Raw genomic sequence first — 16073 nt, forward strand, 5'->3', positions numbered from 1 at the left:
TATACTATATGACAGTACAAGAGCTTTGTGCCAAAGAAGGTGTGAATCTCTGCTACTTTGATGGAAGCAATTGGCACAGCCCCGGCTTCTTCAATCCTGCTTTGAATGTTCTAGCGCTGGACTTTAATTTGTCAGTAGAAGATCAAAAACAAGTAGCTCTTCACGAGTAACGATGAACAAAAACAAGTTGCTCTTCATGAACTTGGTCACAAAGAACACACTCCTTTTCAATACGAATTGAACAGGGAGCTTTGCGAATTACAAGCAGATAGAAGCATGATTCATCACTTGCTTGAAGAAGAATTGAAGTTGATGGATGATGTGAGAGATTTCAACTATCTGCATTTTATGGAAAAATACAGTCTAAAGACCATCGCAAATGAAACGATGGTCAAAGACGAATATAATTCACTAATTAGTTAGATAAGGAGAAAAATAATGGCTATTGCAAAAGTTATCCGTATTCTGGATCAATATACAGTTATGATAGATAAAGGGTATGACTCTAAATCAATTCATGTTGATACAAAAATAAGTATTTATGAACCAGGTCCTGAGATTACAGATATAGACGGTAATTCTCTTGGCAGATATGATTTTTTAAAAGGAGATCTAATTATCACTGAAGTCTATCCTAAATTTTCAATTGCACAAAGTTTAAAGGAGAATACTACGTTCTCTGTATCTAGTTTTTTGAATGGTGGGAAACAGATGGTTAAGAGCGCTCTTGATGTAAATGAAAAAGACATTAATCCACTAAAAGCAAAAAATCCTAAGATTCAAGTTGGTGATTTAGTTAAATTGAAATTATAATGACTTGACGCGATCATAGAATAATGATAAGATAGAAGGGAATTAAATGGCTACGGATGTGGCTAGGAATACCTTCTATCTCCTAGATAGGAGGTTTTCTTTTTTGTCTACTAATAAACCTTTTCTAACATACAACCAACAAATTGCATTAATGAGAAACAAGAGAATCGTTATTGAAAATGAGATTTTCACAAAAGAAGTCCTTCAAAGTATTTCTTATTATGGAATTGTGAATGGCTATAAAGATATATTCGGGACTTTTTTTAATAATGAATTAAACATCGAACAATTTAATGAGCCTGTTTCGTTTACTTCATTACATCGAATTTTTCTGATAGACCAAGCGCTTAACAATTTATTGTTCAAATATATAATCTATATTGAAAAATCCTTAAAAACTAAACTATCCTACAAAATTGCTCAAAAAATTGGAGTTTCTATGTTGGAATATTTGGATTTTGAAAAGTACAAATCTAATGGCGAGCTTGATCGAAAAGCAGAAATTAGTAATATAAAAAATCAAATTGATAACAATAAGAACAGTGCTTCGATTCAGCATTACAGGATAAAACATGGCGATATTCCGCCTTGGGTCGCCACTGGAGGTATTTATTTTGGGACTACAATTAATTGGTACAAAATTTGTAGAGAAGATATAAAAATTGATATAGCAAAACAATTCTTCGAATATTTCGAACTAGATGGAGAAAGTGCCAAGGAGCTACTTCTTTCTATGCTATCTTTATTACAAGAATATAGAAATAATATAGCACACGGTAATAGAACTTTTTTATCGAATGTGACAAATGAATTAACCAAAGTCCTTCTTCTTTCGGTGCTTTCAAAAGAAGTTCTAACTGAAAAAGAATATCTTAGTGGAATCGGGAAAAAAGATTTGTTTGCTGTAATGCTTTCTATTGCTGTGCTAATTAATGACCCTATTGTATTCAGACAGTATTTATATGATTTTGGTGCTTTATTTACAAATGATGAATTCAATCCTAGAGTCAACTATTCTCCAAGGGGAGATATATATGCAACGCTAAATATACCAGAAGACTTTTTAAAACGGATAGCTGAAATATATAAAATAAAATTTTAATAAAAAATCCCCACACTCTCCTTCGCCAAAAATTGAGTGTGAGGAACACAATATAAGAAAAGCCATTAAAAAGGTCTTTTTCTTATACCCATTTTACCAAGAAATGAGGTGAAACACAATGGAAATAAAGTCATATAAAAAGAAAAATGGCGATACAGCCTATAAATTTAGGATCTATGTTGGTAAAGAAAATGGAAAGGACAAGTATGTAAAGCGTCAGGGCTTCCAGACAAAAGCCAAGGCAAGAGCAGCACTTCTCCAACTTCAAACCGACCTTGAAAATAGCGAGGAAATCACTGTCAAGGAAATCACTGTTGAGGAAGTTGCTGAAGAATGGCTCAAGGAATATGCTGACACAGTACAGGATAGCACCTACATAAAGACCGAACGGAATATAAAAAATCATATTTATCCGACTTTGGGAGATAAAAAAATCTCTTCTCTCACTCCTCTTCAGCTTCAGGAACAAGTCAATGACTGGTCCAAGAAGTTGGTCTATGGACGTAAAATGAAAGGCTTGATGAATAACATATGTAAGTACGCTATCAGACATGGCTACACCTCAACCAATCCGGTTGAGAGTGTAACAACTCTTGTCAGAAAGCAAGTAGATACAGATAGCGATTTTTACGATAAGGAGGAACTGAAATCTTTCCTTGAATTAGTAGACCAAACTGATGAACTGAGGAAGAAAGTCCTCTTTCGTCTTCTAGCCTTCACAGGGGCTCGAAAAGGGGAGGTTTTAGCCCTCAAATGGGAAGACTGGACCAATAACACTCTGAGCATAAATAAAGCCATTACGAGAGGATTTGACGGGGAATCTGTCGGTCCTACAAAAAACAAAAGTAGCAACCGATTGATCAGCTTGGACGAAAAGACAAGTGAACTGCTCACAGAGTGGAGAGAAATGAATCCTACTACTACTTTTATCTTTGAGAATGAATTAGGAAAACCAATACCAGGAACACTACCACGGAAATGGCTACAACAAATTGTCAAAGATTCGGATGTGCGTCCGATTAGGATCCACGGCTTCCGACATACACATGCCAGCCTATGCTTCGAAGCTGGAATGACACTCAAACAGGTCCAGTATAGACTTGGACACTCAGATTTAAAAACAACCATGAACATCTATACTCACATCACCAGAGAGGCCAAGGATGATATTGGTGAGAAATTTGCAAACTATATTGATTTTTAGACAAATAACATAAAGACAGACCCTTTGGATAAAAAAGGGTCTGTTTTTGGGTCTGTCGGTTTCAAAAAGGTTCAAAAAGGAATAGAAAGTATAAAACAAAAAACGTTGTTTTTACAACGTTTTAGAAAAATTTAGAAAGCTTTAGAAACTATAGATGGAGCCGGTGGGAGTCGAACCCACGTCCAAACACCTGCCAGCATATTTGTCTACAACCATAGGTTATGTCTTAGTTTAACAGCTACACGACACATAACTCAAGCCCTGTACCTGCGAGTCTATCAATCTCTTATCTAACTTCTAGACAAAGTTAGATCGTATCTCGCTAAAATAAAGACCTGTCATCAAACACGAGCGATTCGAATCGGGTCACGCCTGCTGGTGTTTAGGCAGCTAAAGCGTAAGAATTATTATTTTTTGCAGTTATATTTAACTGGCGTTTTACATCCGCTAGATGAGTTGCAAAATATGCCTCATAATGCCTGTCGAATCCGTAACGACCCCAAAACGAATACAATTAGTATATCAAAATGTAGCTAAAAATGCAAAAGAAAAAAATTGAACAAGAAGGCTTCCACTGGAGAGCTCCTTGCTCAATTTACTGTTATTATTGAAGATTCAACTTGTACTTGCTGATGTAGTGAATGGTGAAGTACATAGAAACAATCTTAATGACTTCATAAATGAGACCTGGGATGAAGTTTGGTCCAAATTCATCAATATTTCCATAAACCAATGCATATCCGACAGCATATGAATCTTTTAATGGATTGACTGCTGTACCGATGATACTTAACACAATACACAAGAGAAAGAAAAACAGAATAGCCTTCAATCCACGACGATTTTGGAACAGTTGGCCAAGTGCGATTGATACATAAAATAGTAAGATTCCTGAAGCTGTGGTAAAAATCCACCAGATGATAATCCAATAAGCAATAGAATGACTAAAAGCCTCAGCGATAATACTAAATACAGGAGAGAGGTCTTGACCAATGACAGCGCCCATCACAATAATTGTGATAAAACCACTAAAAAATAGAAGGAATAGGCAGTAAAGACTCGCTACTAAAGCTCCCACAAATTTAGACAAAATGATCGCATGAGGGCTAGCTGGAAGGGTCCAGGTCAAGTAACCTTCACGTCCGTATAAGTTGGAATAGAAACGACGAATAATAATATAGTAGTTACTAAGATAAAGACCAATGACTCCTCCAAAAATGAGAATCCCAAGAGTCCCAGTTATGATTTGCATACTATTGGTTTCCATATCCACAAAACCGTTTGTAGCACTTCCACCAATAACACCTGTAATCACTGACAAACCTAGTGCGATCAGGGTGATCAATAAATACCACTTAGCTGTCGATTTAAATTCATATTTTAATAATTTACCAAACATAGGGTCCTCCTAATAAACACGGAATTGATCACGGAAGATCTCATCGATTGATTTTCCGTGTTGATTGCGCAAAACAGTCGTATTTTCATGCAAGAGGATTCTTCCTTGGTTGATGAAAATCGCTTCATCCAAAACTTGCTCAATATCCGCAATCAAGTGAGTAGAAATCAAGACAGAAGAGTTTGGACGTCGGTTTTGAATAATGGTCCGCAAAATATAATCACGCGCTGCTGGGTCGACCCCACCGATTGGTTCATCAAGGACATACAAGTCAGCTTCACGACTCATCACCAAAATCAATTGTACTTTTTCCTTGTTCCCTTTTGAAAGGCTGTTCAATTTTTGATTTGGATGCAAATGCAAATCGTTGAGCAATTGGTAAGCTCGTTGGACATTAAAATCTGAATAAAAATCTTGGAAATAGCTAATAGCATCACTAATTTTTATATTTTCACTCAGATAAGTCGTATCCGGCAAATAGGAAACAACTTTTTTAGAAGCTGGGGATGGTAATTGACCATGAATATAGATATTTCCAAGGCTTGGTTGCAACAAACCATTAATCAATTTAATGATGGTTGTTTTCCCGCTACCATTAGGCCCCAAAAGGCCAATAATACGGCCAGGTTGGATGTTCAAACTAACATCCATGAGAGCAACTTCATGCCCATAATTCTTTGTCACATGGTCCAAGTAGACCAAAGGATACTGATTCATGTAAATCTCCTTTATTTTCTATTTATGCTATTATACCTTGTCCTCTTGATGATTGCAACTTTATCTGAAAATTTGCTAAGAATTTGAAAATGGTTGTTCAAAAATACAGATGTAAACAAATCAGAGGTTAGGGAAGCCCCCAACCTCTGATTTGTTTTGATGAATAGAATGTTTAACTAATTCCAAGTGCAATCCGTGCATAGCGGCTCATTTTTTCAACCGTCCAAGCAGGATACCAGACCAACTTCACATCCACCGATGTCACTTCTTCTACTTCTGCTAAAACATCATGAATCTGATCTGTCAGAAGATCCGCTAATGGACATCCCATGGTCGTTAGCGTCATATCAATAATGGTCGCTCCAGTTTCACCATCAAAATGGATCTCGTAAACAAGACCTAAATTAACAATGTCAATCCCAAGCTCAGGATCGATTACCTCTTCCAAAGCATTTAAGATTTTATTTTTAATTTCTTCAATTTGCTCAGTTGTATATGCCATATGACACTTCCTTTTTTTGTTATGTTACTCTCGATAGAATTGCTTAGCTCGGGTTAAAAAGGTCCCACGGACATAGGTCGCTTTTTCATTTCTTGGCGACCGTTAAAAATGTCCCCCGGACCTAGGTCGCTTTTTTATTTCTAGGCGACCGTTAAAAATGTCCCCCGGACATTTTTAATCCTCAATAAAATCACGCAATGGTTTGCTTCTGCTTGGGTGGCGGAGTTTACGGAGGGCTTTGGCTTCGATCTGACGGATCCGTTCACGGGTCACGTTGAAGACTTTACCCACATCTTCCAAGGTCCGCATTTTTCCATCATCCAAACCGAAACGTAAACGAAGTACGTTTTCTTCACGGTCTGTCAGGGTATCGAGGACTTCATCTAATTGTTCACGTAGAACCACACGAGTGGTGTAGTCTACTGGATTTTCAATCACTTCATCTTCGATGAAATCTCCCAAATGGCTATCGTCTTCTTCCCCGATTGGCGTTTCCAAAGAAACAGGCTCTTGGGCAATCTTCAAGATTTCGCGTACCTTATCAGGCGTCATATCCATGCGTTCAGCGATTTGTTCAGGCGTTGGGTCTTGTCCCAATTCTTGCAAGAGATTGCGTTGTTCACGAACCAACTTGTTAATGGTTTCCACCATGTGAACAGGGATCCGAATGGTCCGTGCTTGGTCTGCAATGGCACGAGTGATAGCCTGACGAATCCACCAAGTAGCATAGGTAGAGAACTTGAACCCTTTGGTATAGTCAAACTTATCAACGGCCTTCATCAAGCCCATATTTCCTTCTTGGATCAAATCCAAAAATTGCATTCCACGACCAACGTAACGTTTCGCAATGGATACAACCAAACGAAGGTTGGCTTCTGCAAGACGTTGCTTGGCTTCCAAGTCACCTTGTTCCACTAAGATAGCCAATTCTTGTTCTTCTTCATTTGTCAAAAGAGGAACAACCCCAATTTCTTTCAAGTACATCCGTACTGGGTCGTTGACCTTGGCAGAGTTGCTTCCAAGCAATTCCTCATCTGACAATTCTGGCTCTTCTTCATTGTTCAACACACGCGCACTTGGGTTACCATCTTTATCCGTGATCGAAATTCCTGCATCTTGAATCCGTTGCAAAAGATCTTCAATCCCATCTGCATCTAGTGTGAATGGAATAACCAACTTGTCATTAATTTCATCATCTGTTGCAGTTCCACTTTTCTTGTGGCTGCGAATAAACTCTGCAATTTGAACGTCCAATGTTGTAATATCTTTTTGTTCTTTAGCCATTCCTACTCCATTCTTCTTTTTTGAGCGATCAAACGCTCGAGTTCCAATAAAGCTTTTTCCGCATCCCCTGTCGAGGAAGCTTCCTTCACTTTATTTCCAATTTGTTGACTTTCTTTGCGAAGAAGCTCACGATTTCGCGTTTCTTCCACTTCTTCTAATTCACCATCCGCTATCTCTTCTGGCAAATCTTCTTCTACCATCCGGTACCAGGCGTGCTGGACCCCTTCAGGTTGCTCGGACAAATCCTGAGATGTGACTTCTCCATTTTGACAGAGTAATTGGTACAAGATCTGTAACTCCGGTGTGTCAAAGACAAAATCAGGTCGCAAACGGTAATCATTAAGCACCATTGGAAAATCTTTCATCCTACTTAATAAATGATTTTCCGCCTTGATCAAGCGCGTCATCCCACGATTAGGCAGGAGATCGACTGAAAAATTCGACGTTCTTGATCGTCCACCACTTTGATCCTCCTGCCGTTGATGCAAGCGACAATTATTGACAATCTGCTCAATCTGCAAATAATCAAAGTCTGGCAATAAATCTGCCAACTTATAAATATAGGTGTTTTGCGCTGTGATGGAGCGCGTCTGGGCGATCATCGGTGCCAGCTTCTCGACAAACTCAATCTGTGCCTGTAAGTTCTCAATATACTGGGGTTTCCAGTAGTGCATCAAGAATTCAACCTTACTGATCCGCGAATTCTTCAAGAGGGAAGCTAGATCTTCTGGGGAGGTCTTTTTGAGGTACTCATCGGGATCCATCTGATCAGGGATACGGACGATCTCCAACTCCAGATCCTGCAAGACATCCAAGGCCTTAGCGGTTGCTTCAAGTCCCGCCTTATCCCCATCATAGGTCAAAATGACCTTTTTGGTAAAATGAGACAGGTGCTGGACGTGCTCTGGTGTCAAGGCTGTCCCCATAGAGGCGACTGCATTTTCAATCCCAGCTCGATAAGCCGCAATGACATCCATAAAGCCTTCCATGATATACATTTCATGTTGCTTTTTGGCGCTCGTCTTAGCTTGATCCAAATGATAAAGTTCATAACTCTTATTAAATAGACGGGTACTTCGACTATTCTTGTACTTGGCTTGATGACTGCCATCATCCGTTAGTTTCCACAGTCTACCAGAAAAAGCAATGACACGTCCACTATCATCCGTCAAAGGAAACATAATCCGATCCTGAAAGGCATCAAAAACTGTTCCAGCATCTGAGATTGTGAATAACCCCGAATCGGTAATCACTTTCTCAGAGAACTTCTCAGAGAGATTTCGATAGAGATAATTCCCTTCTGCTGGGGCTAAGCCCAATTGAAAATGTCGGATGACCTCATCCGTCAATCCACGTTCATACAGATAATTTCGCGCTTCTTCTCCCATCTTTGTCGTCATCAGAATCGCCTGGTAGAACTTACTGGCTTCCTGATGAATCTCATAAAGTTCTTGGTTGGGATTGATAGACGTTGGTTGAGCCGGCCTTGCTTGGTACTGAAGCGCAATACCCGCTTTTTCTGCTACGATCTGGACCGCATCCATAAAAGCGACTCCACGGTATTCCTCAATAAACTTAAAGACATCTCCCGAGCGACCACATCCGAAACAATGGTAAAACTGCTTGTCTTCAACGACATTAAAAGAAGGAGTCTTTTCACCATGAAAAGGACAGAGCCCTAAAAAATTACGGCCAGCCTTGGTCAAAGAAACAACTTCTCCAATAACTTCAACAATGTTTACACTGTTTTTAATTTCTGCAATTAGCTCTTTATCAACCATAAACAGTGCCTCCATTTTACCATAGATTATCACTTTATATTTTATACTAAAAGTTAGTAAAAGTAAATTTTTTCCTACCGATTTCACACATAAAAGAAAAGATTTTCAACCTTTATCACTAATTTTAAAAAATGAGGCATATTCCTTGTCAGTCGAATATTTTTCCGTTATACTATCATAGTAAAAAATTATTATGATAGGACATATTTAGGATATGTTAAAAGATTTGAAAGCTTTTCTCCTTCGTGGGAATATTGTTGACCTTGCTGTAGCAGTCGTTATCGGAGCTGCATTTGGAGCTATCGTAACATCACTTGTTAACGATATCATCACTCCACTTATTTTGAAACCAGCTATGAAAGCTGCTGGTGTTGATAAGATTGCTAATTTGTCATGGAACGGTGTTGCATACGGTAGCTTCTTGAGCGCTGTGATCAACTTCCTTGTTGTTGGTACTGTTCTTTTCTTCGTAGTGAAAGCTGCTGAAAAAGCTCAAAACCTTGGTAAAAAAGAAGAAGCTGTCGAAGAAGAAGCTCCTGCTCCTACTCAAGAAGAGTTGCTTACTGAAATCCGCGACTTGCTTGCAAACAAATAATCAGATAAAAAGATCCGATCTTCTAGCTAGAAGATCGGTTTTTTTGTCTTTAACGGATGAAAAAAACAAAAAACAGACCGAAGTCTGTTCTTGTATTCAATTAGAATTTTTTACGTTTACGAGCTGCTTCTGATTTACGTTTACGTTTTACAGAAGGTTTTTCATAGAATTCACGTTTGCGTGTTTCTTGAAGAGTACCAGCTTTAGTAACCGCACGTTTGAAACGACGAAGAGCATCGTCAAGAGATTCATTCTTACGTACTACTGTTTTTGACATATTTTTCACTCCCTTCAAGCCTAAAATCTTAATAATTTTATCACACTTTAAGGACGCTGTCAAGATCTTTTGAAACTTTTCTAGCCCTCCTAGCCTTCATGTCATTTCTTTTTCCAACTTTTTCATTCTTCCCATTTTATGATACAATGGAAACAAAGAAAACCCTGAAGGAGATACTATGTCAGAAATTTATGATATTACAATTGTTGGGGGCGGACCAGTTGGTCTGTTTGCTGCTTTTTATGGCAATATGCGCCAAGTAAAAGTCAAACTGATTGATTCCTTACCTCAACTGGGAGGGCAACCAGCTATTCTCTATCCAGAAAAGAGTATCCTCGATGTACCTGGCTTTACCAATTTGACTGGTGAAGAATTGAGCAACCGCTTGATCGAGCAAGTCAAACGGTTTGATACACCGATCTTTCTCAATGAAACTGTAGAGGATATTCGAAAAGAAGGCGACCTCTTCACCATCACTACTTCTCGCCAAGTGCATCAGTCTAAAGCAGTCATTATAGCCATGGGCGGTGGTGCCTTTAAGCCACGCGCCCTTGACATTGAGGGAGCTGAAGACTTTGATAACGTCCACTATCATGTTTCGAACATCCAACAATATGAAGGACAGCAGGTGACCGTCCTTGGTGGTGGAGACTCTGCTGTAGACTGGGCTCTTGCTTTTGACAAGATTGCTCCAACTACGATCATTCATCGTCGGGATAACTTCCGTGCTTTAGAACATAGTGTAGAAGAACTCAAACAATCTTCTGTTAGCATCAAAACACCATTTGTTCCTAGCCGCTTGATTGGCGAAAATGGTCATGCCACTCATCTTGAAATCACAAAAGTTAAATCCGATGAAACTGAACACATCCCGATTGATCACTTATTTGTCAACTATGGCTTTAAATCTTCAATCGGAAACTTGAAAGAATGGGGTGTAGAATTGCAACGCCATAAAATCAAGGTCAACCAAAAACAAGAAACCAGCCTTCCTGGAATTTATGCCTGTGGAGACTGCTGCTTCTATGAAGGAAAGATCGATCTCATCGCTACAGGTCTGGGAGAAGCTCCAACAGCTGTAAACAATGCCATCAACTACATCTATCCAGATAAAAAAGTCCAACCAACGCACTCAACCAGTTTATAATAAAAAAGGCCTTTGGCCCTTTTTAAATTGAAGTCAAACTATTTTAAGTTAATCGATTCTGCAAAGAAGTAAAAATGAGTTCCTATTTATAGTATGAATCAAGAAAATACAAAAACTTTCCGCTGTGAGAAAAGTGCCTGAAACAATACGTTTCAGGCACTCGGGAGTTTTGAGACATTAGGCTCAAAACTAAGTCATGGAACTTCTATGAAGTTCGCTGACGTCCGTACTCACCAAAGGAAAGTTTTTAAAAAGACTTTATCCTCATTATGAAAGGCCTTTGGCCTTTTTTATTTGTCTAAATCGTCTGCGATCTTATTGATCTTACGCAAGCGGTGATTAACACCGCTTTTTGAAATAGGTTGTTGCAAACTATCGGCGATCTGCTGAATGGAATAATCTGGATGGTTCATCCGAATATAAGCAACTTCTTGCAGGTCACTTGGTAAACTTCCTAGACCGACCGTATCGACAATTTTACTGATATTATTAATGGTTTTCATGCTAGCTGTGACTGTTCGCTGGATATTGGCCATCTCGGCATTATTGGCCCGATTGAGGTCATTGCGCGTCTCTCTCATGACCTTGATAGACTCAAATTCCTGCATAGCTTGCATGGCCTCTACCACAATGAGAAAATCAATAATATCTTCCGCTCGTTGCAGATAGGTCACCACTCCTTTTTTCCGCTCGATGGTTTTCGCATCTAGTAAAAATCCTTGCATGAGAAGGGCAATTCCTTCCGCGTGGTCTGTATAAACAGAATGAATTTCCAGTTGGTACTTTCCTTTTTCAGGATCCTTGATGGAACCACTCGACAGAAAGGCCCCCCGAAGATAAGCACGACTAGCTGCTTCATCTTCTAAAACACTGGCATCAATGCCTGTCTCAATCCCAAAAAAGGCATCTGCCAAATGCAAGTCAGCTAGAATCTCTTCCACCTTTTCATCCAAGAATACTGTATAGACACGATTTTTTTTCAAATTGGTTTTTTGGTGGTGGCGAATATCCGATTTAGCCCCGTAGAAATGATGCAACAATTCATAGATATGGCGGGCAATCTTGGCATTTTCTGTTGTTACCGAGAGCGTCAAGCCCCCCATTGAAATCCCAAGACTTCCAGACATCTTGATAATGGCAGCCAATTCACTCTTTTCAAATCGCTTGAGAGACAATAATTCTTCTTTGACACGAACCGTAAAACTCATTTTCTCACCTGCACGATCTGCATCAGTTCTTCGACTACTTTTTCGCCATCATGAAAAGCTCCTCCATTGACCAACTTCAAGAAATCAGAAGAAATCACTTGGGGAACTTGCGAGTGCAAACCCTTGAAATCGTGCTCTACCTGTACCAAGTATTCATCAAATTTGTTACTGTTCATGTAAGCTGCGGGAACCTGATTTATATTGACAAGGACGGTATCGATAAACTTCTCTCCCAAATGTTTATGTAGAACGGCAACGTGGTCACTGTCTGTGAAATGCTCGGTTTCTCCTCTTTGGGTCATGATGTTACAAACATAGGCTACCTGAGCCTTGGTTTCAAGGATGGCTTTCCCAATCTCATCGATCATCAAATTAGGAAGGATCGAGGTAAAGAGCGAACCAGGACCCAAGACAACCATATCACTTTCAAGAATAGCTTCCACCACTTTCTTACTAGCTTTTGGCCGCTCTTGATCGAATGTATTGGTCACATAGACATGATCAATCATGCCAGTGTAGTTAGCAATGTGGCTTTCTCCTACCACTTCTTTTCCATCTTGAAAGACGGCATGAAGGGTCAAGGGACTATCACTGGAAGGATAGATCTTGCCGGTCGTATGAAAGAACTTGGTTAACAATTGCATGGCATTATAGGTCGAGCCTTGCATCTCTGAAATCCCTGCAATGATCAAGTTTCCCAAAGGGTGACCGGCCAAAGGGCCATCATCGTCAGCAAAGCGGTATTGAAAGACCTTCTCATAAAAACGAGGCATATCTGACATGGCAACCAGCACATTTCGAAGATCTCCAGGTGGTGTCAATTTTTGGATGTTCTTCCGCAATTCACCTGAACTCCCGCCATCATCTGCAACGGTTACGATGGCAGTGATGTCGACCGGTTTCTTTCTCAGACTATCGAGGATAACAGAAATTCCTGTTCCTCCTCCAATAACGGTTACTTTAGGTTTTCTCATGAGCGATTCACCGTTTCTTTCCGTCTGTCCTTGTCTCTATGACTGCAATTGACCTGCCAATTTTTTTCTAAATCATGTGCTAAGCGCTCTGCAAAGGCTACTGAACGGTGTTGCCCACCGGTACATCCCATAGCAATGGTGAGAACGGATTTACCCTCACGTTTATAGGACGGTAAAATAGGAACAATCAAGTCATGAAGATGACTGTAAAAGTCCTCTGATTCAGGGTGATCCATGACATAATCATAGACTGCTGGATCCTGACCGGTTAAATTCCGAAGTTCCAATTTATAGTAGGGATTTGGAAGAAAACGCACGTCAAAGACAAGGTCAGCATCGATCGGAAGGCCATATTTAAACCCAAATGACATGACCTCAACCCGAAAATCTGGCTGATTATCTTGACTGGCAAATTGTTCTGCGATCGTTTTTCTCAAATTACGAGGTGTCAACTCAGTCGTATCCACCACATTTTGACTGATATTTTTTAAAGGGGACAAGAGTTCGCGCTCTAGAGTAATCCCATCTAAGACACGGCCATCTGCCGCTAGTGGGTGGCTGCGACGGGTTTCCTTGTATCGTGCTACCAACTCACTATCAGTGGCATCCAAGAACAAGACCTTGAAATCGAGGTCTTCTTGGTTGTCCAATTCATCCAAAATGGTGCGAATTTCATTGAAAAAAGAACGGCTCCGCATGTCCACAACAACGGCTAATTTATTGTTATCGGGACTGTGGCGCATGAGCTCAATAAATTTCAGCAAGAGCGCCGGTGGCATATTATCGATGGTAAAGTAACCCAAATCCTCAAACGATTGGATGGCGACGGTCTTGCCCGCACCGCTCATCCCTGTTACCATGACCAGTTGAATCTTACTTTCTGTCATTTTCTCCTCCCATAAATAAAACAGAGTGGCCTACAGTTTCCTGCTCTCCACTCTGTCTTTTTGTCTTTGAATGGTTATTAGGCTTTGATTTCCGCAATAACTTCAATTTCAACCTTCACATCACGTGGCAGGCGTGCTACTTCAACAGCAGATCGAGCTGGAAACTCTGTAGTAAAGACTGTTTTATAGACCTCATTAAAAGGTACAAAGTCATTCATATCACTTAAGAAACAAGTAGTTTTCACCACGTGGTCAAAGTCTGTCCCAGCCTCTTCCAAAATAGCCCCAATGTTCTTTAAGACTTGTTCTGTTTGTTCTTGGATGGTTTCGCCAATGATTTCGCCTGTTTCAGGTGACAAGGGAACTTGTCCGCTTGCGAAGAGAAGATTCCCTACGATTTTCCCTTGAACATAAGGTCCAATTGCTGCGGGTGCTTTATCTGTATGAATTGTTTTTGCCATAGTATTCTCCAAGTCTATTTACTTCTGCTGGTTTTCTTTTGCTAATTTTTCCCTTTGTAAGCGCAATTTGCGCTTAGGATTTAGCGTATTAAAGAGTTCTTCTAGTTTTTCAGCATTCCAAACATCGGCTGCTGAAACAAAATTTCCATTTTCATCTCGAAAAGATATTGGTTTATCTCCCACTGAAAAAGCCTCACTTCTTATTTGGAATCCTTGATCCGCTGGGGATCTATCCTAATCTACAAACTCAAATTCAAATTTACCGATCCGGACGATATCGCCATCTTTTGCCCCACGCGCACGGAGAGCTTCATCAACACCCATGCCACGCAATTGACGAGCAAATTTCATGACCGCTTCATCACGATCGAAATTCGTCATATTAAAGAGTTTTTCAAGTTTTTCACCAGACAAGACCCAAGCGGCATCGTCATCCCGACTGATGTCAAAGGCTGGCTGGTCTTCATCAAAGCCATAGTAGACTTCTTCTTGGGCCATTTCGTCTTCTGAATACAAGAGGAATTCTGGCGTTTTGTCTAACAATTCTGCCGTTGCTTCTAACAAGTTGTCCAAACCTTGATGCGCCAAACTAGAGATCGGGAAGATCTGTGGCAGTTCATCAAACTCATCGTAATTGGCTGCCAATTTCTTCTTGAACTCTTTCAAGTTTTCTTGGCTCTCTGGCATATCCATCTTATTTGCCACAATAATCTGAGGCCGCTCCATCAAACGAAGATTATAGGTTTCAAGCTCTTTATTAATTTGAACATAGTCTTCATAAGGGTCGCGTCCTTCGCTCGCCGACATATCAATAACATGCAAGATAACACGGGTGCGCTCGATGTGACGAAGGAACTGGGTTCCTAGTCCAACACCTTGGCTAGCTCCTTCGATCAATCCAGGAAGGTCTGCGACTGCAAAGGATTCACCTGATGGCGTCCGAACCATGCCCAAATTTGGAACGATAGTAGTGAAATGATAAGCTCCAATCTTTGGTTTGGCTGAAGTGATGACACTAAGAAGGGTAGATTTCCCAACAGAAGGGAAGCCAACCAAACCAACGTCTGCCAAGACCTTGAGTTCTAATTCGAGTTCGCGTTCCTGACCAGGTTCCCCATTCTCAGAAATTTCTGGAGCTGGATTCTTTGGAGTAGCAAAACGAATATTTCCACGTCCTCCACGGCCACCGTGTGCGACAATGTACTCTTGTCCATTTTCAACTAGGTCTGTAATGACCTTGCCAGTCTCAGCATCTCGGACGGTCGTTCCTTGAGGGACTCGTACATAGAGATCTTCTGCTCCCCGTCCGTGCATCCCTTTTGTCATTCCTTTTTCCCCATTTTGGGCTTTGAAATGACGGTTATAACGGAAGTCCATCAGAGTGCGCAAACCTTCGTCTACTACGAAGATGACGTTTCCTCCACGACCTCCATCACCACCCCAAGGTCCGCCATTAGGGACATATTTTTCACGGCGAAAGGCCACCATGCCATCGCCGCCATTTCCAGCCTTGACCTTAATCTTGGCTGTATCTAAAAACATACTCATAAATAGATGATTTCCTTTATTTCTGTGTGCGTCTTAATAAGAAAGAGCACCAATTGCGGTTGCAAAGATTGCACCAACCGTTACAATCAACATAATCACAATGACAACCATCGTGATCATTTCAAATGGTGTTTTTTTACGTTTTCCGTTATCTCCAAAAGCCACTTCTAATAC

General features: G+C 40.3%; 18 protein-coding genes, 1 other RNA gene and 1 pseudogene. 6 read left to right on the plus strand and 14 right to left on the minus strand.

Annotation, left to right across the window (positions count from 1 at the left end):
- The first annotated feature begins 8 nt into the window (after positions 1 to 8).
- From ADH92_RS10460 to ADH92_RS02135, 4 genes and pseudogenes are all read left to right on the plus strand, one after another.
- Positions 9 to 423 (plus strand): annotated as a pseudogene (locus ADH92_RS10460) (M78 family metallopeptidase domain-containing protein).
- A 15-nt stretch (positions 424 to 438) separates the two neighbouring features.
- Positions 439 to 813, plus strand: coding sequence for a hypothetical protein (locus tag ADH92_RS02125; protein WP_049496657.1), 375 nt, complete (start codon positions 439 to 441; stop codon positions 811 to 813).
- A gap of 103 nt (positions 814 to 916) precedes the next feature.
- Positions 917 to 1915, plus strand: coding sequence for an Abi family protein (locus tag ADH92_RS02130; protein WP_160312905.1), 999 nt, complete (start codon positions 917 to 919; stop codon positions 1913 to 1915).
- 118 nt (positions 1916 to 2033) lie between these two features.
- Positions 2034 to 3119, plus strand: a complete 1086-nt coding sequence (locus ADH92_RS02135) for a tyrosine-type recombinase/integrase (protein WP_049496663.1) — start codon at positions 2034 to 2036, stop codon at positions 3117 to 3119.
- 152 nt (positions 3120 to 3271) lie between these two features.
- Here ADH92_RS02135 and ssrA read toward each other — a convergent pair.
- The 6 genes from ssrA to dnaG all read right to left on the minus strand — a co-directional run bounded on the left by ssrA (position 3272) and on the right by dnaG (position 8802).
- Positions 3272 to 3620, minus strand: a transfer-messenger RNA (tmRNA) gene (gene ssrA / locus ADH92_RS10375).
- 103 nt (positions 3621 to 3723) lie between these two features.
- Entirely contained in the window at positions 3724 to 4518 is a 795-nt protein-coding gene (locus ADH92_RS02140; RefSeq protein WP_049496668.1) for a hypothetical protein, read from the minus strand.
- Positions 4519 to 4527: 9 nt separating this feature from the next.
- Positions 4528 to 5235, minus strand: a complete 708-nt coding sequence (locus ADH92_RS02145) for an ABC transporter ATP-binding protein (RefSeq protein ID WP_021152925.1) — start codon at positions 5233 to 5235, stop codon at positions 4528 to 4530.
- A gap of 172 nt (positions 5236 to 5407) precedes the next feature.
- Complete coding sequence (locus ADH92_RS02150; RefSeq protein ID WP_004220168.1) at positions 5408 to 5737, minus strand: metal-sulfur cluster assembly factor; 330 nt, start codon at positions 5735 to 5737, stop codon at positions 5408 to 5410.
- A 174-nt stretch (positions 5738 to 5911) separates the two neighbouring features.
- Positions 5912 to 7021, minus strand: coding sequence for an RNA polymerase sigma factor RpoD (rpoD, locus tag ADH92_RS02155; RefSeq protein WP_021152924.1), 1110 nt, complete (start codon positions 7019 to 7021; stop codon positions 5912 to 5914).
- A 2-nt stretch (positions 7022 to 7023) separates the two neighbouring features.
- Positions 7024 to 8802: a DNA primase gene (gene dnaG, locus ADH92_RS02160; RefSeq protein WP_049496671.1), complete on the minus strand. Its 1779-nt coding sequence runs from the start codon at positions 8800 to 8802 to the stop codon at positions 7024 to 7026.
- Between the two features lie 214 nt (positions 8803 to 9016).
- Here dnaG and mscL point away from each other — a divergent pair, with 214 nt between their 5' ends.
- Positions 9017 to 9397, plus strand: coding sequence for a large conductance mechanosensitive channel protein MscL (mscL, locus tag ADH92_RS02165; RefSeq protein WP_021152922.1), 381 nt, complete (start codon positions 9017 to 9019; stop codon positions 9395 to 9397).
- A 100-nt stretch (positions 9398 to 9497) separates the two neighbouring features.
- On the opposite strand, the gene rpsU is transcribed toward mscL, so the two are convergent.
- A complete protein-coding gene (gene rpsU, locus ADH92_RS02170; RefSeq protein WP_000048054.1) occupies positions 9498 to 9674 on the minus strand; it encodes a 30S ribosomal protein S21 in 177 nt (58 codons plus the stop codon).
- A gap of 178 nt (positions 9675 to 9852) precedes the next feature.
- On the opposite strand from rpsU, the gene ADH92_RS02175 reads away from it, so the two are divergent.
- A complete protein-coding gene (locus ADH92_RS02175) occupies positions 9853 to 10821 on the plus strand; it encodes an NAD(P)/FAD-dependent oxidoreductase (RefSeq protein WP_049496674.1) in 969 nt (322 codons plus the stop codon).
- 290 nt (positions 10822 to 11111) lie between these two features.
- On the opposite strand, the gene whiA is transcribed toward ADH92_RS02175, so the two are convergent.
- From whiA to ADH92_RS10380, 7 genes are all read right to left on the minus strand, one after another.
- A complete protein-coding gene (gene whiA, locus ADH92_RS02180) occupies positions 11112 to 12029 on the minus strand; it encodes a DNA-binding protein WhiA (RefSeq protein ID WP_049496677.1) in 918 nt (305 codons plus the stop codon).
- Entirely contained in the window at positions 12026 to 13003 is a 978-nt protein-coding gene (locus ADH92_RS02185; protein ID WP_003017791.1) for a YvcK family protein, read from the minus strand. The genes whiA and ADH92_RS02185 overlap by 4 nt, the downstream gene beginning before the upstream one ends.
- The gene (rapZ, locus tag ADH92_RS02190; RefSeq protein WP_049496680.1) at positions 13000 to 13890 is read right to left on the minus strand and encodes an RNase adapter RapZ; all 891 of its coding nucleotides are present in this window, start codon (positions 13888 to 13890) and stop codon (positions 13000 to 13002) included. Before rapZ ends, ADH92_RS02185 begins: the two co-directional genes overlap by 4 nt.
- Before the next feature lie 77 nt (positions 13891 to 13967).
- Entirely contained in the window at positions 13968 to 14351 is a 384-nt protein-coding gene (locus tag ADH92_RS02195) for a RidA family protein (protein ID WP_003006514.1), read from the minus strand.
- Positions 14352 to 14369: 18 nt separating this feature from the next.
- Positions 14370 to 14534 carry a hypothetical protein gene (locus ADH92_RS10815; RefSeq protein ID WP_003006512.1) on the minus strand — a complete coding sequence of 55 codons (165 nt, stop codon included), beginning with the start codon at positions 14532 to 14534 and terminating at the stop codon, positions 14370 to 14372.
- A gap of 51 nt (positions 14535 to 14585) precedes the next feature.
- On the minus strand, positions 14586 to 15899 hold the full coding sequence (gene obgE, locus ADH92_RS02205; protein WP_023917726.1) for a GTPase ObgE: 1314 nt from the start codon (positions 15897 to 15899) through the stop codon (positions 14586 to 14588).
- 33 nt (positions 15900 to 15932) lie between these two features.
- Complete coding sequence (locus ADH92_RS10380) at positions 15933 to 16064, minus strand: DUF4044 domain-containing protein (protein WP_003011566.1); 132 nt, start codon at positions 16062 to 16064, stop codon at positions 15933 to 15935.
- Positions 16065 to 16073 lie beyond the last annotated feature (9 nt).

The sequence above is a fragment of the Streptococcus parasanguinis genome (assembly GCF_001073155.1).
GTDB lineage: Bacteria > Bacillota > Bacilli > Lactobacillales > Streptococcaceae > Streptococcus > Streptococcus parasanguinis_D.